At 39.0% G+C, this 21,416-nt stretch carries 18 protein-coding genes; 9 read left to right on the top strand and 9 right to left on the bottom strand.

All coding sequences use genetic code 11. The features are described 5' to 3' along the window. Positions 1 to 55 precede the first annotated feature (55 nt). From ACYVJ6_RS08565 to ACYVJ6_RS08555, 3 genes are all read right to left on the bottom strand, one after another. Positions 56 to 688, bottom strand: a complete 633-nt coding sequence (locus ACYVJ6_RS08565; protein WP_460693639.1) for a nitroreductase — start codon at positions 686 to 688, stop codon at positions 56 to 58. Between the two features lie 142 nt (positions 689 to 830). Then, a complete protein-coding gene (locus ACYVJ6_RS08560) occupies positions 831 to 1,409 on the bottom strand; it encodes a CDP-alcohol phosphatidyltransferase family protein (protein WP_460693638.1) in 579 nt (192 codons plus the stop codon). Then, positions 1,402 to 2,226, bottom strand: a complete 825-nt coding sequence (locus tag ACYVJ6_RS08555; protein ID WP_460693637.1) for a phosphatidate cytidylyltransferase — start codon at positions 2,224 to 2,226, stop codon at positions 1,402 to 1,404. The genes ACYVJ6_RS08560 and ACYVJ6_RS08555 overlap by 8 nt, the downstream gene beginning before the upstream one ends. Positions 2,227 to 2,988: 762 nt before the next feature. Here ACYVJ6_RS08555 and ACYVJ6_RS08550 point away from each other — a divergent pair. Then, complete coding sequence (locus tag ACYVJ6_RS08550) at positions 2,989 to 4,302, top strand: MFS transporter (RefSeq protein ID WP_460693636.1); 1,314 nt, start codon at positions 2,989 to 2,991, stop codon at positions 4,300 to 4,302. A gap of 110 nt (positions 4,303 to 4,412) precedes the next feature. Here ACYVJ6_RS08550 and ACYVJ6_RS08545 read toward each other — a convergent pair whose 3' ends face one another. Further along, positions 4,413 to 4,994 carry an RNA polymerase sigma-70 factor gene (locus ACYVJ6_RS08545; RefSeq protein WP_460693635.1) on the bottom strand — a complete coding sequence of 194 codons (582 nt, stop codon included), beginning with the start codon at positions 4,992 to 4,994 and terminating at the stop codon, positions 4,413 to 4,415. A gap of 227 nt (positions 4,995 to 5,221) precedes the next feature. On the opposite strand from ACYVJ6_RS08545, the gene ACYVJ6_RS08540 reads away from it, so the two are divergent. The 3 genes from ACYVJ6_RS08540 to ACYVJ6_RS08530 all read left to right on the top strand — a co-directional run bounded on the left by ACYVJ6_RS08540 (position 5,222) and on the right by ACYVJ6_RS08530 (position 11,550). Beyond that, positions 5,222 to 6,289 carry a FecR family protein gene (locus ACYVJ6_RS08540; protein ID WP_460693634.1) on the top strand — a complete coding sequence of 356 codons (1,068 nt, stop codon included), beginning with the start codon at positions 5,222 to 5,224 and terminating at the stop codon, positions 6,287 to 6,289. Positions 6,290 to 6,511: 222 nt separating this feature from the next. After that, a complete protein-coding gene (locus ACYVJ6_RS08535) occupies positions 6,512 to 9,970 on the top strand; it encodes a SusC/RagA family TonB-linked outer membrane protein (RefSeq protein ID WP_460693633.1) in 3,459 nt (1,152 codons plus the stop codon). Positions 9,971 to 9,981: 11 nt separating this feature from the next. Then, positions 9,982 to 11,550 (top strand): SusD/RagB family nutrient-binding outer membrane lipoprotein, encoded by a 1,569-nt coding sequence (locus tag ACYVJ6_RS08530; protein WP_460693632.1) that lies wholly within the window; start codon positions 9,982 to 9,984, stop codon positions 11,548 to 11,550. Between the two features lie 68 nt (positions 11,551 to 11,618). Here ACYVJ6_RS08530 and ACYVJ6_RS08525 read toward each other — a convergent pair whose 3' ends face one another. Both ACYVJ6_RS08525 and ACYVJ6_RS08520 read right to left on the bottom strand, forming a co-directional pair. Continuing rightward, complete coding sequence (locus ACYVJ6_RS08525; RefSeq protein ID WP_460693631.1) at positions 11,619 to 11,846, bottom strand: hypothetical protein; 228 nt, start codon at positions 11,844 to 11,846, stop codon at positions 11,619 to 11,621. A 70-nt stretch (positions 11,847 to 11,916) separates the two neighbouring features. Beyond that, entirely contained in the window at positions 11,917 to 12,441 is a 525-nt protein-coding gene (locus ACYVJ6_RS08520; protein WP_460693630.1) for a VOC family protein, read from the bottom strand. Between the two features lie 150 nt (positions 12,442 to 12,591). Here ACYVJ6_RS08520 and moaA point away from each other — a divergent pair, with 150 nt between their 5' ends. The 5 genes from moaA to ACYVJ6_RS08495 all read left to right on the top strand — a co-directional run bounded on the left by moaA (position 12,592) and on the right by ACYVJ6_RS08495 (position 17,553). Further along, on the top strand, positions 12,592 to 13,581 hold the full coding sequence (gene moaA / locus ACYVJ6_RS08515; protein ID WP_460693629.1) for a GTP 3',8-cyclase MoaA: 990 nt from the start codon (positions 12,592 to 12,594) through the stop codon (positions 13,579 to 13,581). A gap of 83 nt (positions 13,582 to 13,664) precedes the next feature. Continuing rightward, positions 13,665 to 14,873, top strand: coding sequence for a molybdopterin molybdotransferase MoeA (locus ACYVJ6_RS08510; protein WP_460693628.1), 1,209 nt, complete (start codon positions 13,665 to 13,667; stop codon positions 14,871 to 14,873). Beyond that, a complete protein-coding gene (gene moaC / locus ACYVJ6_RS08505) occupies positions 14,870 to 15,352 on the top strand; it encodes a cyclic pyranopterin monophosphate synthase MoaC (protein WP_460693627.1) in 483 nt (160 codons plus the stop codon). The genes ACYVJ6_RS08510 and moaC overlap by 4 nt, the downstream gene beginning before the upstream one ends. Further along, entirely contained in the window at positions 15,333 to 16,502 is a 1,170-nt protein-coding gene (locus tag ACYVJ6_RS08500; RefSeq protein WP_460693626.1) for an NTP transferase domain-containing protein, read from the top strand. The genes moaC and ACYVJ6_RS08500 overlap by 20 nt, the downstream gene beginning before the upstream one ends. Then, entirely contained in the window at positions 16,495 to 17,553 is a 1,059-nt protein-coding gene (locus ACYVJ6_RS08495) for a ThiF family adenylyltransferase (RefSeq protein ID WP_460693625.1), read from the top strand. Before ACYVJ6_RS08500 ends, ACYVJ6_RS08495 begins: the two co-directional genes overlap by 8 nt. Here ACYVJ6_RS08495 and ACYVJ6_RS08490 read toward each other — a convergent pair whose 3' ends face one another. The 3 genes from ACYVJ6_RS08490 to ACYVJ6_RS08480 form a co-directional block, all read right to left on the bottom strand. Continuing rightward, a complete protein-coding gene (locus tag ACYVJ6_RS08490; RefSeq protein WP_460693624.1) occupies positions 17,554 to 19,461 on the bottom strand; it encodes a DUF294 nucleotidyltransferase-like domain-containing protein in 1,908 nt (635 codons plus the stop codon). Continuing rightward, complete coding sequence (locus ACYVJ6_RS08485; protein WP_460693623.1) at positions 19,458 to 20,090, bottom strand: 3'-5' exonuclease; 633 nt, start codon at positions 20,088 to 20,090, stop codon at positions 19,458 to 19,460. The genes ACYVJ6_RS08490 and ACYVJ6_RS08485 overlap by 4 nt, the downstream gene beginning before the upstream one ends. A gap of 104 nt (positions 20,091 to 20,194) precedes the next feature. Then, positions 20,195 to 21,388: a pyridoxal phosphate-dependent aminotransferase gene (locus ACYVJ6_RS08480; protein WP_460693622.1), complete on the bottom strand. Its 1,194-nt coding sequence runs from the start codon at positions 21,386 to 21,388 to the stop codon at positions 20,195 to 20,197. Between the last annotated feature and the right edge of the window lie 28 nt (positions 21,389 to 21,416).

Raw genomic sequence — 21,416 nt, 5'->3', positions numbered from 1 at the left:
CAAATCAAATATACTCATGCTATTAATTTACTTTGCCACAATAGCACTCACCTTTTTAACAACATTCCATTCTATCGATAAAAATAGCATTATTCTTTATTCTTGGATGAACTTCAGGCTCCTCATTCCCGTAACCTAACAATATAGCGAGTTGTATTTCTTCAGATTTCGGTATCTCAAGTTTGTGAAAAACAGATGTTTGTTGAGCATATTTAGCCAGTCCAACCGGGCAAGTATCTAACCCTAACGATTTGGCTGCCAGCATCATGTTTTCTGCACACATCCCAATATCAAGTCCTGCCCATTCATAATTTTTTGGTGAGGTAATAAATATTACAACCGGAGCGCTATGAAAAATCGGGTCCTCATTATCAATATGTAAAAGTCCGGGAGTTGCATGCAATAAAGTTTTGATAGTATCCAAAGGATGTTTTAAACTTGACTTAACGACAGACTTAAATGCAACTTTTGCAATTTCTTTAGACATAAGAGAAATTGTATCCTGATGTGTGAGGATATAAAATTTCCATGGTTGATTATTCATAGCAGATGGTGCCATGCGGCCTGAGTCTAATATTTTTTCAAGCAAATCATCATCAACTGTTTTAGGGCGATATTTTCTGACTGCTCTTCTGTCATAAATGGTCCTTATGGTTTCTGTAGCTAAGGTGTTAAATACTGGTTCCATATTCGTGATGGTTAAATTAAAACAGTGTTAAATGAACTATGATTCTATAACAAAGTAATAAAAAAGCTTACTTAAAGAACATGATATACAGCAATGTATTGAATGATAAATATCATTATTGAGGCACAAGGAAAAATTAAGTTTAAGTTTTTTTAGCGGCTCTTAAGAGCCAATAAATTCCTTTAACATTGGTTTTCCATTGAGGCAAAAGGATCACCAGGATCGTTTCTTCTAACAATGCTATAACAGTGGTCCAAACCACCGTTAAAAACAGCCAGTGCAACACCTCGGGCAGGAAAAAGAATGAGACCAGGAAAAGGCCTTGCAAAACCGCTGCTATCTTAGATAAATAAGTATGAAAACTACTCATTTTGCGATAACGTACCAAACACAAAGTAAGTTGGAATAAATAGCAAAATAAAAGCAGCGAGATTATCAAGATATGCTGAGGGATAAATTTGGGACGGTAAAGCAGCACACCGGCGATAGCCGCTATTATAGTCAAATCGTCGGCAATTGAATCATGCATAGATCCGCGTTCACTATTTACCTTGTAGCTGCGGGCCAATATTCCGTCTGTTGCGTCCGTCATAAAACTAACCAGCAATAACCATTTAAACAACAACCATTGGTTACTAATTACCAGGACTAATAATAAAGGCGCTGCAATTAGCCGGTACCATGTAAGCGAATTTACCAGGTAAGAAATTATTTTATGCATAAATAGTATAAAGTAGTAAATAAATATACACAAACGGAGCTGAGCCAATGAGCGAATCAAAGCGGTCTAACATTCCGCCATGTCCAGGAAGCAGGGTCCCGGAATCTTTAACATTCAAACTCCGTTTAAGCAATGATTTTACAAAATCACCATAAGTTCCAAAAAAAATTACGATCATAGCCATGCCCAGCCAGCAGATTAAGGAAAGTTGTGGCACATATAGTGAAATCGCACAAGCTATTGTAATGGCAATTATAGCGCCGCCAATACTTCCTTCCCAGGTCTTTCCCGGTGAGAGACTTTTAAATAGCGGATGTCTGCCTAAGGCTTTTCCAAAGATATAGGCAAAGCTGTCATGTGACCATAAAAGGCAAAAATAACCAGCGATAATCTTTCCATGATATTCGCCCGATATATTTTCAGTGAATGCGGTTGCGATTAACAGGCAAAGTGGCAGTGTTATCCAAATAACGCCCAAAAAGGTGTAAGCTAATTGTTTGAAGGGTTCTTCGTCGCGCCGATACAGTTCATTTATAAAAACTGCATAGGCGAGAGGTATATTAAGCAATAATAAATGTGGGCTACTTCCGGTTGATACGAAAAAAATGGTAAGCAACAAGCCGAAAGATAGTCCTGTTCCATAAAATTTTTGATAGGCAATATTCTCCGGCCCGAGTAACCTGTAAAATTCTAACAAGGACAACAAGTTTATTAGCAGGATCAATGCAATAAAACTATATGCGCCATTAATCACAGCAAGCGTGATCAGGATAACCAATAAAACACCGGTTGTCAACCGCTTAAGTACGTTAGTCATTACTATAAAAATTGAGGCATGCAAAAGATTAAAATCAGATAATAACTCTATGCTATAACTAAAATTAAGTCAAAGGCTACGATATTTTTGTGACTAGTATCATAATTTGAACTGTTACTAATCATCGTTAACGATTTAGCGCTACTTAGCATTGGAAAATGGTTTTCGCTTGTATGCTATTGCAATCTTTATAGTATTACGTTTGGTTTATTTTAGTTGAGGTGTATTAAAGGACTATTTTAGCTATATAAAGATGGCTTTTGTCTAAAAAGAACTAATCAAAATATCATAGGTTCAAGTACCTCCCTCACCGCCTTCGCTCGCCTAAGCGAGCTACGGCGGTCGAAGACCGCTGTACTTGCGAAGGAGAGTTTCGCTCGTTTAACGAGATGTTGTAAATTTAAGTCCGGTAAGATGTAAATCCTATCGGGCTTTTCTTATTTTAGTGCTATGTGGTAATATGTATACATTCTTGAACTTAATAATGGAAGGCATTATACAGGATGCACAGTCAATCTTAAGGAAAGATAAAAACGGCATAGTAAGGGGTGGGTACCAGCCACAAAGCAATTTTTACCATTAAAATTGGTTTGGTGTTGTTCTTTTCCTGATAGATACTTAGCCTATGAATTTGAAAGGTATCTTAAATCAGGTTCGGGAAGGGCATTTGCGAGCAAACATTTTTTTAAATTGTAAAAAAGTCCCTAATTCTACAGGCTTTTTTTATTTTGGTAGAAATTATAATCCGCAACTAACATTACCTTGGAAAATACAAACATAGCCGGCAAGCCCACCAAAATAAGGTACCATATACTGTTCCTTATTTTTATAACCGTGGTTATTAACTATATGGATAGGAGCAACCTCGCCGTGGCAGCATCGGCTATTGGTAAGGAGTATGAGTTCTCATCAGTGCAATTAGGTTTGCTCATGTCTGCATTTAGCTGGACGTACATCCTGTTTCAAATACCCGGCGGTATGTTGGTTAAACGCTATGCGCCACGTGTATTTTATACCGTTATTTTAATTGTATGGTCAGTATTTACCATTATGCAGGGTTTTGTAAAAGGGTTTGTGGCCTTGTTTGGCTTGCGAATGGGTACCGGAATTGCCGAGGCACCGTCATACCCTATCAATAACCGGGTGGTAAGCAGTTGGTTCCCTGAGGGCGAGCGTGCTTCAGCTATTGCCGTATATACCTCGGCCCAGTTTTTAGGGTTGGCTTTTTTAATGCCGGTGCTTACAAAAATACAATTGTACGCGGGCTGGCGGGGTTTATTCATTGTAACTGGTAGCATTGGAGTAATTTGGGGTATTGTTTGGTATATCTTTTACCGCGATCCGTTAAAGCATAAGTCTGTTAACCGGCAGGAACTGGACCATATTGAAAAAGGTGGCGGAATTTTAAAGCGAGACGATAACAATATCCAACAAAAAAATCCCTTTAACTGGCCCGATTTAAAAGAGGTTTTATCGCATCGTAAACTTTGGGGTGTATATCTCGGGCAATTTGCGGTTAATGCTGCGCTTTGGTTTTTTCTGACATGGTTCCCCAAGTACCTGGTTGATTATCGTGGGCTGGATATTATAAAATCGGGCTACTGGGCATCAGTACCCTATCTGGCTGCATTTGCAGGTGTTTTATGCTCAGGCTTCCTGTCCGATTATTTAATGAAAAAGGGATATCCGGCGGCAAGGGCGCGTAAGCTTCCTGTAATTTTTGGTTTGCTACTCTCCATAGCTATTGTAGGGGCCAACTACGTAAATGCACCGCACCTCATTATTTTATTTATGTCGATATCATTTTTTGGTATAGGTTGCGCCTCCATCACCTGGGTTTTTATATCTACACTTGCACCCGAAGGATTGATTGATATAACCGGAGGAGTATTTAATTTTATAGGGCAGCTATCCGGTGTGGTAGTACCTGTGGTAATAGGCTTTTTAGCCCGTGGCGGCAGTTTTGAGCCGGCGCTGTTATTTATTGCCCTGATAGGTTTTTTGGGTGCCTGCTCCTATATATTTTTAGTGGGAGATGTGATACGCGTTAAAGCTAAAACGGCAGTTAACGAGTAAATTAAAAAACTGTTACTGGCGTGCCACCTCTTTGAGATTGCGACTGAAGAAAACGTCTTAGTTCAAAAGTAAATTTTAAGGCATTCTTTGAAGGTGAAAAAAGTATCTTGTTAGTACTTAATTAACATAATAATTGCAATTAACGCATCAATATTTGTTCTTAAGTATCTTATTGCTTTGGTCAGATGATTCTCTACAGTTTTTTCTGAAATTTGCAATTGTTGGGCTATTTCTCTATTTGTTTTATGTTGGTTGCGGCTAAGTTCAAAAACCGAACGACATTTTATGGGGAGTTGGTTAACAAACGCGTCCACTGTTTCTTTTAAATCTTTATAATTTATATAATTTTCTGTTGGGTTTTCATACGCATTATGTTGTATAACCAACTGCGACTCATTATAGGCGTTTTTTATAGCTTCGGTCCGTTTGTAATTTAACACCAGATATTTGATAGAGGTAAACAAATAACCTTGCAGAGAAGAGTGTATTTTAAGTTGGCTGCGATTTAACCAAAATGTGGTAAAGAAATTTTGAACAATTTCTTGCGATGCTTCTCTTTCTCTAATTCTTTTATAAGCAGATCTATAAAGTTCCAACCAATAGCGGTTATATATTTCTTCAAAAGCCGCAATGTTTCCTTGCTCGAAAAGTTCTATTAATTTCTCGTCTGTAAGTTTAGCTAACTTTGTCATTTACAATACAAGTATATATTGTGCTAAGCAGTATGTCTTTATCTTTGGTTATAGGCTATAATAAGTTCAATGTATGAATTTATTTTAAATAAATGTCAATCTGCACTTATTTAACATATATTATTTTAGGTTATAAAAATAATTGATAATTAAATAGGGGTAAAGTGTTTTTCAAGTTACATACTTTATAATAGACCATAATTATTTCTCGCATCTGTATTTACTTGATGAAAAAAAAACTATCCACTGCCATACTTGAAAAATATTTCAAAGGCGAGTGTAATGAAATTGAAATTGCTGAAATTAATTCGTGGTATGATTCGTTTGATTCAGAGGGCGATGATATTTCTATTCTTTCTGACGATGAACAGGAATTGTTTAAGCACTTAATGTTAAATAATATTTTCGATAACATCGGATACGTTAAAAAGGAAAGTGATATCGCATCGGATAAGGCACGACCAAATTATGTAAGACTAATTTATTGGGCTGCTAGTATAGCTGCCACGATAATTTTAACCTTTTTTCTTATTAATTATAAAGGGTACGAAAACTCTAACCTAACAAACGAAAAGCAACAGGCATCAATTAATAAAGTTGTGGTGAATAACATGACCAATGCTATCCAAAAAATAGTATTGTCAGATGATAGCAGAGTATGGTTAAGCCCTAATTCAAAATTAACTTATTCCAAATTATTTGGTACCCATAGCAGGCAGGTTTCAATGATTGGAGAAGCTTTTTTTGAAGTAACTAAAGATCCAAAAAGGCCTTTTTCAATTTATAGTGGAAATGTGGTGACCAAGGTTTGGGGAACAAGTTTTCGCATCAGGGCCTATAAAGATGAAGAGACCAAGGTAAGTGTTGTTACCGGCAAAGTTTCTGTAAGTATTGTGAAACCAGTCACATCTATAGCCGAGTCTCAAAAGGGTTATGCTAATGTTAAACATGAATTAATGCTTGCTCCTGACCAGGAAGCCATATATAATAAGCAATTGAATTATTTAAAAAAGAACGAGGAAATTACTGATCCAACTATTAGTATTTGGAAGAATGCCAGTATATCTTTTTCTAATACACCTATGCCCGAAGTGTTTAAAATACTCAGCAAAAGATTTAAAGTTAATATTTCATCAACAGATAGTAAGATTAACAGCGATTATTTAAATGCTGATTTTACAGATGCAAGCCTTCCATCAATAATGGAAATAATAAATAAAAGCTTGAATGTAAGTTATATGGTAAAGGATAACCAATTCATTTTAGAAAGTAATAAAGAAGAAAGCCAATTATAAAATCAGTTAACCTAAATTTAATATCTATGGATAAAAAAACATTCTAATATTCTTTCACTAAAAAAGGAATAGGAGTGCTGGAGACACCCCTATCCTCAAAGTTTAGACCATTATTGAACGCCTTTTACAAGGTGATATGGTCTTTTGTTTCATTTTTTTCTCAAAAAATTAACATTTAAATGTATGAAAATTTATTTACCAAGTCATTTTTCCTGTAAAATCATGAAAATTACTTTTAGTCAAATCGTACTAATTCTCTTTTTTACAGGAATGTCCTATGCAAACCCCAGCAACGGGCAGGTCTTATTAGAGCAACGAGTTGATTTTACTATTAAAAACTCAAGCCTCAAAACGGCTTTAATACAATTAGAAAAGCAAACCACCTATAAATTTGTTTATCGTAACAGCCTTGTGGAAAAGGAGATGCAAATATTTATAGATGCGCACAATGAAAAGATTGGAGATATCCTAACAAAACTATTAGTGCCACGTGGTATAGCATTTGAAGTAATTAGTAACCGCATTGTATTAAGTAAAAGTAAGATTACTAAGAAAGAATCATCTGCAATATTACCGAAAGCTAATCTGCCGGAGGTTGAAGCTATTGCTATAACTGTAACAGGTAAAGTAACAGATAGTAAAGGCGAACCACTAATTGGTGTGAGTGTATCAGAGCAAGGTACCTCAACCGGTACTGTTACCAATCAAAACGGTAATTATAGTATAGCAGTAGCCGGAAACAATTCAGTATTGGTGTTTCAATATGTAGGTTTTGCAACAACAACAGAAATTATTGGTACCCGTACCGTTGTTAATGTAGTATTACAAACACAAACCAACTCGCTTGAAGAAGTTATGGTTACCGCTTTAGGTATAAAAAAGGAATCAAGAAAGCTGGGCTACGCTGCATCAACTGTAAAAGTTGATGAAATTACACAAAACCGCACAACCAACGTAATGACATCTCTGGAAGGTAAAATAGCTGGTTTAGATATTGCTCCGCCAACTGCGGGCGCGGGTGCAAGTAACAGGATCCGTTTACGTGGACAATCTGGGTTTTCTGGTCAAACCAACTCGCCCTTAATTGTTATTAACGGTTTGCCAATGGATCAGGACGCACGTAGTGCTGCCGGTGGTACTCCCGCTATTGATCAGGGTGATAATCTGCAACAGATTAATCCGGATGATATTGAGTCAATGACCATTCTTAAAGGTGCAACTGCGGCGGCACTTTACGGTTCAAGGGCTTCAAATGGTGCAATTATAATCACTACCAAAAATGGTGCTAAAAATTCAAAATTTGGAGTGGAATTTTCTTCAAACTTTGCTGCTGCTCAGGCGCTTGATTTTACTCATTATCAAACTGTATATGGTACAGGTACTAATGGTAATCGTCCTGCCTCACAGGCTCAAGCGCAATCAATGGGTAACCTGGCATGGGGTGAAAAATATGACGGTGTCCTTACACCACAGTATGATGGTGTTTTAAGGCCATATTTACCTGATGTTCACCGGATGACCGAATTTTATGATACCGGGATCTCATTACAAAATACATTAGCACTTTCAGGAGGTAATGCTTCAACAAGTTTCCGCGCTTCTTTTTCAAACCTGGATGCTAAAGGTATTTCACCGGGTAATAATTATCATAAAAAGATTTTCAACTTGGGGCTTAACAGCAAGGTTAATGATAAGCTAACATTTCAAACTAATATTAACTACAGCCACGAGACTAATAATAATCCTCCGCTGGTTGGTGCGCAAGGTGTTGGATTTTCCAGCTTCCTTAACCGCGTGCCGCTAACTGTTTCAAACGAAACCTTAAAAACAAGTGTGGCGGCCCCTGATGGTGCACAGTTGCCAACTAACCCCTTTCCTGCACTTTTGACTAACCCCTATTATTTGATAGGGCGAATGTTTAATTATACCAATAGAGATCGGTTTTTAGGTACGGTTACAGCCAGGTATGATATTACTAAGTGGCTATACTTACAGGGACGCGTAAATGCTGACTTTGCTATTAATAATAACGAAAATAATTTCCCACATGGTGTGACTCGTATGCGTAATGATGCTAACACCGGCTGGAGTGGCAATTATAATGAGTCTTCAAGTTTCAACAGACAAGTAAATATGGATTTTCTGTTAGGGACAAGTCATAAGATAGGTGATTTCACTATTGACGCAAGTATAGGTGGTAATATGTACACCGTTAGTAACAGTACCAATAATCAAGGTGTGACAGACTTTACAGTGAAAGACCTTTATACAATAGGCAACGGCATCACTAAAACCCAAAGTTATGGCATTAGCAGATCGCAGGTAAACTCTTTATATGGTTTTGCAGATTTTGGTTATAAAAGCTTATTGTATTTGAATATTACCGATAGGAGTGACTATTTCTCTGTACTTACGCCACCAAGTTCAATAGTGGCCAATCCTAAAAACTCTTTCAATTATCCATCGGTAAGTGCAAGTTTTGTTTTCTCAGAATTACTGCCTAATATCAAATGGTTAAATTATGGTAAATTAAGAGCGAGTTATGCGAGTGTGGGTAATGCAAATGGCGTTGCACCGTTTAGCAGCCAACTTACATACGCCATTGCGTCACAACCTTTCGGCAATTATCCTATAGGAACCATTGCTAATGGTAGTAATCCAAACCCTAATATAGCACCTTATCAAATTATTGAAAAGGAAGTGGGTATTGAATTAAAGACCTTAAATAGCCGATTAAATTTCGATATAGCGTTTTACGACAAGAGAACCAATAATCAGATTCTTTCGGTTGATCTGTCACCTGCTTCGGGTTATGGTAGTACAAACGTAAATATAGCGAAGTTGAAGAACACAGGTTTAGAGGTTGCCATTGATGGAACCCCTGTTAAAACAAAAAACTTTACCTGGAATATATCGGCAAACTCAGCCTATAATACCTCAAAAGTACTCGAACTAAATCCAGGACAGACTCGCCAGGTTGTTTTATATTTTAATGGTACGGGGAATGAATTTCTTGGAAATTTAACATACGATGTTGGTAAAGAAATGAACCAATTAGTATCAAATACTTATCTACGTAACGCAAACGGACAGATAATGTTAAATAGTTCAGGAAGACTTTTGCCTTCAACCACTCCGGTAAATTTTGGCAGTGCAAATGCAAAGGTAATAGGTGGAATATCTAACACATTCCGTTACAAAACACTTAGCTTATTAGTTCAGGTGGATGGTAAATTTGGTGGCAAAGTGTTCTCATCAACAGCATTAAACGGTTTAAGGTCAGGTATGAGCCAGGCATCATTAGTAGGACGTGACGGTGTTGTTTTTGATGGTGTACTACCTAATGGAACTAAGAATACCATATCAGTTAGTCCGGCTATATTTTATGCCGATTACCGTACGCAGCAAATAGCAGACCCGTTTGTTTTTAGCAGCGATTTTATCAAGTTAAGAAACATCACACTTACCTATGACTTTACCAGCTTAATGAGTAAAAACGTAAGGTTTGTTAAAGGGCTATCGGTGTCTGCTTTTTGCCGAAATGTAGCAGTATTGATGAAGCGCATACCTGATGTTGACCCTGAGGCATTTGCCTCATCAGGCGACAGTCGCTTAGGCTATGAGCAACATACTGAACCAACTACCAGAACTTTTGGGCTTAACTTAAATGTAAAATTCTAATATAAAATATTATGAAAAAAATTAGTCTTCTTATAATCCCCTTAATCATAGTGCTTTCTTTTGCGAGTTGCACCAAGGGATTTGAACAGAAAAACCAGGACCCTTATGCAATTACAAAACTGGATGCAGGGTTGCTACTTGGCTCGGCAGAACGGAGCATGAATGCCAGTAACTGGGATGGAGAACAAACCATAGTACAGCAATACTTGAACGGTTATGACGCAGGTGCTACCTCGGGTTTTAATTTTAATGAGGACGTGGATAATTATAATAGCCCACGTTGGAATTCACTTTACCCCAATGTAATTAAACCGCTGGTACAAATTATTTTCCTTACTAAAACTGATGCAGGTGCTAAAAACCTATATAACATGGCACGTATTTGGAAAGCTTATGCGTTTATGACCCTGGTTGATACTTATGGTGATGTGCCTTACAGTGAGGCCGGATTAGGGTACATTGAAGGTAAAAATTATCCTAAGTACGATAAAATGGCAGATATATATGCCGACCTTTACATCGAACTTAAAACGGCTACTGCCGCTTTGTCTGCTTCAAATGAATATGTCGGCAGCGATTTGTTGTATGGGGGCCAAATCAATTCAAGTCCTGCCTTAATAACTGCACAAGTAGCTCAATGGAAAAAACTTGGTTATTCATTGTTGCTGCGTTTAGGTATGCGCTACTCGAAAATTGACCAGGCGAAAGCTGCAAGTATTGTCCAGGAAGCATTTGCAGGTGGTGTAATGCAAACAAACGCCGATAATGCTGTTATCAATATATATAGCGCTGCTGTTCCTAATGGTTTTTCAAACTTACAGCGCAATGTTAGCCCATATTTTTATTACTTAGCCAAGCCTTTTGTTGATCAGTTAAAAGGCACTAATGACCCCAGATTGAAATATATTGGGGCCAGCTATAGTAATCCTGCAGATTTTAACACCACACGAGATACCACAACTGCTAACCAATTTGGTTTTCCGGTGGGATACAATCAAGTAACCATACGTACCGCTCCGGGCGACAGAGGCGTTAAAGGGGGAGGACAAAACTATACACAACTTAATTACCAGGTAGTTGCCAACATTCTTGCCCCTGCACTATTTGTTACCAATGCCCAAACCCAATTATTGTTAGCCGAAGCTAAATTCAGGGGGTGGATCACAAGTGCAACAACAATACAACAATATTATGAGGCTGGTGTAAGAGCTTCTATGGATGAATGGGGTTTATACCCGGGTGTACAAAGCCCTGCGGTTTCAGAAAACGAGAAAGCTTCATACTTGCGCCAGGCGGCAGTACTTTATAACGATGCAAACGCGCTTAAGCTTATTAATACACAGTACTGGATTGCGTGTATAGCCTGTGGTTCCGAAGGCTGGGCTAATTTTAGAAGAAGTGGTTTCCCTGTGTTACAACCCAACCCGATCAACACAAACTTAGCTTCAAGCGGCGGATTTGTTAGGCGTATGGCTTATCCTAATGCTGAGGAATCACAAAACAATGTCAATTATGTTGCCGCTAAAGCAAGTATGGGTGGCGATAATTTAACACAACGTATATTTTGGGATATGCCTTAATAAACCAACTTATCATTAATGCAAAAAGCCCGAATATTATTCGGGCTTTTTTGTGTTTGTAATGGCAATTAACTGGCCATCTGTGCAAGTTCGCTAACGTCAGACTTATGCTTTTTCATGCTGCCATTGCGGTTTGCTAAGTAGTCTGTTGGATGTGGACGGCCTTCAGTCATAGCTTCTGTTTCGCCACTGTTTTTTACCCAATAATAAGCTGCGGCTCCTGCGGCTACAAGGCCTATTCCTAAACCGGCAATCCACATGCCGGTGTTGTTTTGTTTGATGAATGGATTTTTCATAGCAGTATTTTTTTGCCTTTGATAAAGCAATATTGATACCAAAATTATGTCGCTATGCTATATGTGCGTCTTATTCAAGCGGGCCAATTAATTCTATAAAATTACCATCAGGATCTTGTACCAGCAGCAGTTGCGACTTTTCATTTAAAGTGGTTGGCGAGCTTCCCAAAAAGGCTACATTTTGCTTTTTTAGCCTTTCCATAACCGGTTTTAATGCTTTTACATTAATGGTTATATACTGCATACCAACATTATCCTGGATATAGGTTGATTTTTTAGCACTATCAGCTTTTTTACCAAAACTTATCAATTTCCATTCATTAGCATCAGGAGAGTTTTCCAATTTTAATACTGTAACCGCGAATGGTGTCCCATTGGCCAGGCCTGATCGTTTGGAGAAATCTTCAGCTATATTGAAGCTACCTGTTTTAACCAGGCCTATGCCGTTTACATAAAAATCTACAGAGCGGTCTATATCAGCAACAACTACACCCACACCAATCAACTTACTGGTGAAAGCAGATTGCCCGTAGGAGACGTAGCTAAACGACGTAACACAAACAAATAATAAAAATTTTAAGCAGTTTTTATACATGACAATAAAGTGTTGTATTGATAATTTAATTAGTTTATAATGGTTATTACAAATATATAACTATCAAAATTACATTTCGGTTATATTGTATCAAGCAAGTTATTAACATGAAAGCTGATTAATTGGTATTTTTACAAAAAGTAAAATCAGTTGTTAATAGATAATCACGGACGTAAACTCAATTACCTGCGCCTTGCGGTGACAGACAGGTGCAACCTGCGCTGTTTTTATTGTATGCCCGAGGAAGGACTGAACTGGTTGTCTCGTTCAGAGCTAATGACTTACGAGGAAATGCTGCGCAGCTGTGCCTTGCTGGTTAAAATGGGTATCGAAAAAATACGCATTACCGGTGGCGAGCCTTTTGTACGCAAAGATATCATGCAGTTGTTAACTGCTTTATCAAAATTGGATGGTTTGCGCGAATTAAGCATGACCACCAACGGGGTTTTAACCGCACCGTATGTTGCCGAAATGAAAGCGTTAGGGGTGAAGTCGGTTAATTTGAGCCTGGATACTTTAGATGCGAACCGGTTTTTTACCATTACCCGCCGCGATGAGTTTGCCAGTGTGATGGCTACGCTGGATGAATTGCTGAAGCATGATATTGATGTAAAGATCAATGCCGTAGTGATGGAAGGAAAAAATACCGAAGATATTATTCCGCTGGTAGAGTTAACTAAAGATTTGCCGGTAAGTGTACGTTTTATTGAGGAAATGCCTTTTAATGGAGATGGACATAGCTACAGTGGCTTGCAATGGGATTATGTACATATTCTTGAAAAGATAAGGGATAAATTTCCCAACATAGAAAAACTGACCGACCCTGCATATTCAACATCATACAACTACCATATACCCGGACACCAGGGAAGTATAGGTATTATAGCTGCTTACTCACGTACATTTTGCGGTACTTGTAACCGCATTCGTATAACACCACAGGGCGAGTTGAAAAACTGCTTGTATGATGATGGGGTACTAAATATTAGAGATATAATTCGCAGCGGCGCCGGTGATGAAGAGTTGGAGCAAAGTTTACTAAATGCCTTTAGTCACCGCGTTAAAGACGGCTGGGAAGCAGAGCGTAACCGATTTGAAAAAACTGGTGTGCATGAATCAATGGCCACTATTGGGGGATAGTTGATTAAGTTGAATGGTTGATTTAGTGAGTAGTTATAACTTAATCGACCTAATCCAACCCAATCAACATAAAACTAAAATATATGATAACGGTTGAGGAAGCCGAACAATTAATACAGGCCAACGCCGTCGATTATGGTGTAGAAATTATACCATTTGAACATTCATCAGGCAGGGTATTGGCCGAAACCATTAAAGCCGACCGTGACTTACCGCCTTTTAACCGGGTGAGCATGGACGGTATTGCTATCAGTTATAAAGCAATAGAGGAAGGCATCACTAAGTTTCGCGTAAAAGCTACCCAGGCAGCAGGCGATAGCCCTATTGATATTGATAGTGATGATGAATGTATCGAGATCATGACCGGGGCGGCTTTGCCATCATCAGTTGATATCATTATCCGTTATGAAGATGTGGAGATAAAGGATGGTTATGCCACGCTAACCATTTCACCGGTACAAAAAAATCAAAATATACATCAACAGGGTGCTGATAAGAAACAAGGTGATGTGATATTAACTCCCGGCAGGTTGATTACGCCGGCGGTTATTAATTCTATAGCATCTGTGGGAGAGAGCGAATTACGGGTTAAAAGATTACCACGTGTGGTAATTATATCATCAGGCGACGAATTAGTAGAAGTGGCTGCTAAACCATCACCATACCAAATCAGGAAATCAAACAGCCATACTATACAGGCGGTATTAAATCAACACGGTATAACAGCCGGGATGCTGCATATACCGGATGATCCTGAAGTTACCAAACAAAACATACAGCAATGCCTGCAAAACTATGATGTGATACTGCTTAGCGGCGGCATATCAATGGGTAAGTTTGATTATATCCCACAGGCATTGGAAGAATTGCAGGTTACTAAAGTTTTCCATAAAGTAGCACAACGCCCCGGCAAACCTTTTTGGTTTGGCAAGCACGACAATGGGGTAGTGGTATTTGCTTTCCCCGGCAACCCGGTGGCTACATTTTTGGGTATGCAGCGGTATTTTATTCCGTGGCTGCAAACCTCTATAGGGCTAACACCCAAACCACAGGTATATGCGGTATTGAATAAAGATTTCGCATTTAAACCACCATTGCAATATTTTTTGCAGGTTAAATTAAATTTTAGTGAACAGGGCCAATTATTGGCCGACCCAATAGAAGGAAATGGTTCAGGCGATTTTGCTAACTTAGCAGATACAGATGCTTTTATGGAACTGCCTTTAGAGAAGAATGAGTTTAAAAAAGGTGAGGTGTACCGCATTTGGAGTTTCAATCAATTAATATCATGAGCGAAAACGGATTTACTCACTTGGACAATGACGGACGTGCAACTATGGTGGATGTAGGCGGCAAAGCCATTACACATCGTACCGCAACCGCGCGCAGTATAGTTGAGTTACCTGCCGAAGTGTTAGCCCAATTAGCTAATGGCGATGTGCAAACCAAAAAGGGTTCGGTATTTCAAACGGCTATCATTGCCGGTATAATGGCTGCCAAAAAAACAGGTGAGTTAATTCCGCTTTGCCACCCGCTGGGATTGGATAATTGTAATATCACTATTCAATTAAATGACCAAAATGAAGCAGTTATTGAATGTACCGCCAGCATTACCGCAAAAACCGGTATTGAGATGGAGGCTTTAGTTGGTGCAAGCATAGCAGCATTGACCATTTATGATATGTGCAAGGCGTTGAGCCATGATATTGTGATTAAAGAAACCAAACTGATAGCAAAAACAGGAGGTAAGCGTGACTTTAAACGAGCATAAAAAGCATACTAAACTTGCAAGGCCTGCCATTGGTAATTTTAACCGTAATGAATGGGCTATTGTTGGCGGGCCATGTACTACCATCAAACTACTGGCCGATGATATTATACGCGCTTTAATACCGCAATATAAATGTGCTTATGCTGATACATCACACAATGATGATATGATCTCTTCATCGGGAAGATTGGCAAGCGGAGCAGTTTTAGAGTATACAGACCAGATCAATTTTCACCAGTTTAATTATAGTGCACCGTTAATTTCTATAAAATTCAAGCAGCAATTTGCCGATGCGGATATGGTGCTGGTAAACGGCAACCACCAACAGGCCAAAGCGCAGGTGGTTATCATCTATAACAATAAAAAAGCATCCCTGCAAAAAAGGGTAGAGCAGTTAACCAATGTGCAACTGATATTGTTGGCCGAGCCTACCGACGAAATATTTGATTTTATAAAAGAGGCCATACCCAACTGGCAAGATATTCCCGTTTGTTATTTGGATGAGCGGGATAAGATCATCGCGTTTTTTAAAGCTAAAATGCAGCAAACCATTGCGCCGCTTAACGGCCTGGTATTGGCTGGGGGTAAAAGTGTACGCATGGGTTATGACAAAGGCGCGGTTAACTGGTATGGCAAACAGCAGCGCTACTACATGGCAGATATGTTGCGCACTTATTGTAATAAAGTAACGCTTTCCTGCCGTGCAGAACAAAAGGATGAGATAGACCCCGCTTATCCTGTACTGGAAGATACTTTTATTGATCTGGGCCCGTATGGCGCCATACTTTCAGCATTCCGTGAAAATCCCGATCAGGCCTTGTTAGTCATAGCTTGCGATCTGCCTTTGATGGATGCAAACACCTTGCAATATTTAGTTGCTAATCGTAACCCATCAGCATTGGCTACCGCTTTTCAAAGTGGTTTTGATGAGTTCCCCGAACCGTTAATTACCATTTGGGAGCCTAAAAGTTACCCGGTTTTACTGGCCTGGCTGGCACAAGGCTATTCATGCCCACGCAAGGTTTTAATTAATAGCGATATTAACTTATTGCAAGCCCCAAATTTGGATGCGCTAACCAATGTTAATACTCCTGAAGATGCTGAAAAAGTTAAACAGGTAATTCAACAAAAAAACACTGTTAATGGATAACGATCTGTTAAGATATAGCTGCCAGATAGCTTTGCCGGGGTTTAGTGAAGCAGCGCAACAGTGTTTGCAACAGGCAAAAGTATTGGTGGTTGGTGCCGGTGGTTTAGGCTGCCCTGCAGCACAGTATTTAGCATCTTCAGGAATCGGAACTTTAGGTATTGCTGATTATGATACCGTTTCTATCAGCAACCTGCACCGGCAAATTTTATATACCCCTGCTGATGTTGGTCAGAAAAAAGCGATTGTAGCTTGCGACAGGCTCCAACAGCAAAATCCACAAATTAAATTGGTGGCGCATGATATAAAGATCACATCAGATAATGTAATGGATATCATTAAGGGTTATGATATTATAGTGGACGGAACCGATAATTTTGACACACGCTATCTGCTCAACGATGCTGCCGTTTTAAGCCAAAAACCCGTTGTATACGGCGCTATTTACCAGTTCGAGGGTCAATTAGCTGTCTGGAATATAAACAATGCAGATGGCACCAAAAGCCCTAATTATCGCGACCTGTTCCCTGAAGTAGATGCTACACAAATACCTAACTGTGCCGATGGAGGAGTTATTCCAACTTTGGCGGGTATTATTGGCTGTATGCAGGCTAATGAGGTTATAAAATACATTACAGAAACCGGTGAACTATTGGCAGGTAAGGTCTTAATATTTGATGCACAAACCTTGCGCAGCCATATCATCAAAATAGGGCAGGTTACCCAAACTAACATCACCAAATTGGTGGAGAGTGTAGATATACCTGTTATGTCAGTCGCACAGGTTAAAAAGGGTTTGGCTGATGGTACTTTAGAATTAATCGATATACGCACCGATCAGGAACGTGATCAGATTGATATTGGCGGCGAGCATTTTGAAGCTGACGAACTGGAAGATAATTTGGGTTATTTAGATAATGGCACTACGAAAGTGCTGTACTGTTCATCCGGTAAAAGGAGTGGGGAAGCTGTAAAAGCTATTCAATCCAAAATCAGGCAAACACAAATATTTTCTTTGGATGGTGGTTTAAAAGCCTGGTTCGAGGCCGAATAATTACCCCAGCAAGCTATTGGTAAATTCCAGCTTAATCTTCGACTGGAAGTTGTCTATCACTTTAAATATTTCTTTCAAAGTTACCCGTTCAATTTTTGTCAGGGTTGATATATCCACATAGTTATCCGGCTCGGTACGGTCCTGCAATAACTGTGTAGCCTGTTTTTTTAAACGGATACTCATTAAAAAATAATAAGCCTGGTTCAGTTCATGGTATTCGGCTTCCGTAAATACGCCTGTTTCTTTTAGCGCTTTCATTCTATCACCGGTATTTAATTCAAAAATGCGGTGCTTTAAGCAATATACCCTCACCAGGTCGACAATAGGGGTCATGGCTCGTTTGATGTCAAAAACCTCTTTATCGTTTTTAGTAAATGTGCGTATGGCATTAAAAAATGTTAAAGGCGCTTCATACTGCAAAGCGTTTAGCGTCATATTATAAAATAGTTTGTCCTGTGGCTTTTGCAACGCTTCGTCTAAAAATTCGCGCAACTCATCCATAATGGTTTCATCGCCATAAATAGTTCTGCAATCAAAAAAGGTAGAGAAATTAATAACAGTTTCGGGTAACGATTCATCCATCCACTCCTGGTAATTGCGTTTCCAATGTGATAGGGAGTGCGTCCATTTAGGATTTTGTGCCATATATCCGCCGGTACAGTAAACAAATCCGGTGTCATTTAACATATCCGACACCTTGGTGGCAAACTCTAAAAAATATTCTCTTACCTCTTCGCGATGTTCATTGGCTTTATCTTCATAAATAATGGCGTTGTCCTGGTCGGTTTTAAAGGTTTGTTCCTTGCGCCCCTCGCTGCCCAATACCATAAAAACAAACTTGGCAGGCGGTGGGCCCATTTGCTCAATGGCTTGCTCTATTATTTTTAGGGCTATGGTATCGGCAATGGTGGTAATAACACGGTTAGCAATATGCGCATGTACACCACGCTGCAATAACTGGCTAACAAAAGCAGGTACGGTATCCCATTTTTTTCTTAACTCCTGTACGGAAACTGCCGATTTAACCGACTGTATAAAAACCAACGGCGATTGCGCCTGTTCGCTCAAGAGTTTATTACGGCTTAAAAAACCAACGTATTCATCCCCATTTTTTACCAAAAGGTAGCGTGTTTTGGTTTGAAACATCATCAATATCGCCTCATAAATATAGGCTGATGCGTCAACACTTCGTACGGGCGATTCCATTACTGTGTTTAAAGGTTCCTGTGGGTTTACTTGCAACCCAACCACCTTGTCGCGTAAGGTTATATCTGTCACATAACCAATCATATTGTTGTTATGATCAGTAACAAACAAGCAGCTTACTTTATTTGCAGCCATGCTTTGTGCCGCTTTGTATATCGGCGTATCGCCAGGGCATGATACAATTGCCCGTTGCTCCACACTCTCAATTTTACGCGAGTAAAGCTGGTCGGCCGCTATATAGCTTTCTTCAAAGGTTGCTGGTTTTTTAAAAAAGTGTACAAACTCTTCGTTTTGCATCCGCTTGCCAAACTCCGAACTGAAGTATTGAAAAAACTCCTCGTAAGTTTTGCAAAGCTCCCTAAAATATTTGCGGTGCAAAAAGTAAACTACAGTACCTTTTTTTGCTATTACTGTACGTAACGACTGCCGCCTGTTTAATAAAACAGAAACTCCGCCATAACAAAAGCCCGGTTCATGTATTTCTATTAATCGTTTGTTTTGGGCATTATCATAAAAAAAGGATTCGTAATTGCCTTTAACAATGATATCTACACCCTTTAATTTGGTTACCTCTTGCTGGTAGATGGTTGTATCCTTATGGTAACTTACTTTATCCAATTGCTCGGCAACCCCACTTAATACCTCATCGGGTAATAAATTAAATGGGGTTACGGTTTTCAGAAATTCTACACGGTCTTTCATATCAAGTTACGCCAATGGTATGACCTTAAATTTTGCTGCTCAACTATTTTAGGCGTTATCTCGCCGCGGTCTATCAATTCAAAATAACAATCGGCAGCGTGTTTGGCATCGTATAACGCGTTATGCGGGTGTATCAGATCTTTATAAAACAGCAAATGATAAAATTCATCAAGCCTAAGCTGACGTGGCATAGGGCTTTGTACCATTTCATGACTGGCTATCATCGTACAAAAAACAGGTTTGTCTTTTAAAATATCAGGCATACCGGCCCTGAATAATTCGGCTGCTAAAACGTAGTAATCCAGCTTTATAAAGTGGCCAATTACTAACGGATTATAAAATATGATATCATCAATAAACAACTGTAGCACCTGCTTAATATCGTGCCCATGCTCGTCAAGATAAGCAGCGGTAATACCATGAATTTTAAAAGCAGCATCGGTTATTTCAATATCCTTACTTAGGTTAATGTAATGATCCTCTCTTTTAACTTCTACCCGGTGCTTATCATATACCACCCATGATATTTGTACCGCATGGGGCCAGTTACCGGGTGTGTCAAATGGCAGCGTCCAATCTTTAGGCAGATCGGTAGCCTCGGTATCAATAAATAGTAAATAGTTGTTCAATGGTTTATATCAGATGTATAATTCAAATTTATAAAATATAGCCGCTATAAAAAATAAAAGCCCTTTTGTATTAGCAAAAGGGCTTTTGATAGTAAATAAAGCTATTACTGTAATTTAGCTAAAGCAGCTTTAATACGGCTCATGGCTTCAACCAATTTCTCTTCAGAAGCGGCGTATGACATACGGATAGATTTTTTGTCGCCAAAAGAATCACCACCTACGGTAGAAACGTGAGCTTCTTCTAATAAGTAAATGCTCAGTTCGTCAGCATCATTAATGGTTTTGCCATTAGCGCTTTTGCCGAAGAATGAAGTAACATTAGGGAAGAAGTAAAATGCGCCCTCAGGTAAGTTTACTTTAATGCCCGGGATATCTTTCATTAAGCCATAAACCAGGTCGCGGCGTTTTTTAAATTGCTCGCGCATTTCTAAAACGCTTTCCAGGCCACCCTGGTAAGCGGCTAAACCGGCACGTTGGGTAACTGATGATGTACCTGAAGTGATCTGTCCCTGTAATTTATCGCAAGCTGCAGCAATCTCTTTGTTTGATACCGAGTAACCTAAACGCCATCCGGTCATGGCAAATGCTTTCGACCATCCGTTGATGATAATTACACGGTCCTTAATGCTGTCAAACTGGGCTATAGACTCATGTTTGTCAACAAAGTTGATATGCTCATATATCTCATCGCTAAGGATGTAGATATTAGGATATTTTTCAAATACTTTAGCTAAACCTTCTAACTCTGCTTTGCTGTAAACGCTACCGGTAGGGTTACAAGGCGATGAGAACATGAATAACTTAGTTTTAGGTGTAATTGCTGCCTCTAACTGCTCTGGCGTAATTTTAAAATCCGACTCAACAGTAGTGTCAATAAATACGCTTACACCTTCGGTTAATTTTACTACTTCTGAGTATGATACCCAATAAGGAGTAGGGATAATAACTTCGTCTCCGGGATTAATCAGGCACATTAAAATATTGGCAATAGATTGTTTTGCACCTGTAGAAACTACTACCTGGCTAAAATCATAATCTAAACCATTCTCGGTTTTTAACTTTTCAACAACGGCTTTACGTAGTTCAGGGTATCCGGCAACAGGGGTATAATAAGTAAAATTATCATCCATGGCCTTCTTTGCTGCTTCCTTAATGTGCTTTGGCGTGTTAAAATCCGGCTCGCCGAAGCTAAGGTTTATCACATCAATGCCTTTTGCGGCAAGTTCGCGGCCCATTTTGGCCATTTTAATTGTTGCTGATTCTGACAGGTTGTTAATCCTGTTACTTAATGCGCTCATGTTTTGTTTTTATTGTTATCGGGCGCAA

The organism is Mucilaginibacter puniceus, from assembly GCF_054783175.1.
This window is presented reverse-complemented; position numbering and strand designations above follow the sequence as displayed.

What these genes read in the sequence shown, in the direction of transcription:
- ACYVJ6_RS08565 (WP_460693639.1), bottom strand. Translation starts at nt 688, where the DNA reads ATGGAACCAGTATTTAACACCTTAGCTACAGAAACCATAAGGACCATT.
- ACYVJ6_RS08560 (WP_460693638.1), bottom strand. Translation starts at nt 1,409, where the DNA reads ATGCATAAAATAATTTCTTACCTGGTAAATTCGCTTACATGGTACCGG.
- ACYVJ6_RS08555 (WP_460693637.1), bottom strand. Translation starts at nt 2,226, where the DNA reads ATGACTAACGTACTTAAGCGGTTGACAACCGGTGTTTTATTGGTTATC.
- ACYVJ6_RS08545 (WP_460693635.1), bottom strand. Translation starts at nt 4,994, where the DNA reads ATGACAAAGTTAGCTAAACTTACAGACGAGAAATTAATAGAACTTTTC.
- ACYVJ6_RS08540 (WP_460693634.1), top strand. Translation starts at nt 5,222, where the DNA reads ATGAAAAAAAAACTATCCACTGCCATACTTGAAAAATATTTCAAAGGC.
- ACYVJ6_RS08535 (WP_460693633.1), top strand. Translation starts at nt 6,512, where the DNA reads ATGAAAATTACTTTTAGTCAAATCGTACTAATTCTCTTTTTTACAGGA.
- ACYVJ6_RS08530 (WP_460693632.1), top strand. Translation starts at nt 9,982, where the DNA reads ATGAAAAAAATTAGTCTTCTTATAATCCCCTTAATCATAGTGCTTTCT.
- ACYVJ6_RS08525 (WP_460693631.1), bottom strand. Translation starts at nt 11,846, where the DNA reads ATGAAAAATCCATTCATCAAACAAAACAACACCGGCATGTGGATTGCC.
- ACYVJ6_RS08520 (WP_460693630.1), bottom strand. Translation starts at nt 12,441, where the DNA reads ATGTATAAAAACTGCTTAAAATTTTTATTATTTGTTTGTGTTACGTCG.
- ACYVJ6_RS08510 (WP_460693628.1), top strand. Translation starts at nt 13,665, where the DNA reads ATGATAACGGTTGAGGAAGCCGAACAATTAATACAGGCCAACGCCGTC.
- moaC (WP_460693627.1), top strand. Translation starts at nt 14,870, where the DNA reads ATGAGCGAAAACGGATTTACTCACTTGGACAATGACGGACGTGCAACT.
- ACYVJ6_RS08495 (WP_460693625.1), top strand. Translation starts at nt 16,495, where the DNA reads ATGGATAACGATCTGTTAAGATATAGCTGCCAGATAGCTTTGCCGGGG.
- ACYVJ6_RS08490 (WP_460693624.1), bottom strand. Translation starts at nt 19,461, where the DNA reads ATGAAAGACCGTGTAGAATTTCTGAAAACCGTAACCCCATTTAATTTA.
- ACYVJ6_RS08480 (WP_460693622.1), bottom strand. Translation starts at nt 21,388, where the DNA reads ATGAGCGCATTAAGTAACAGGATTAACAACCTGTCAGAATCAGCAACA.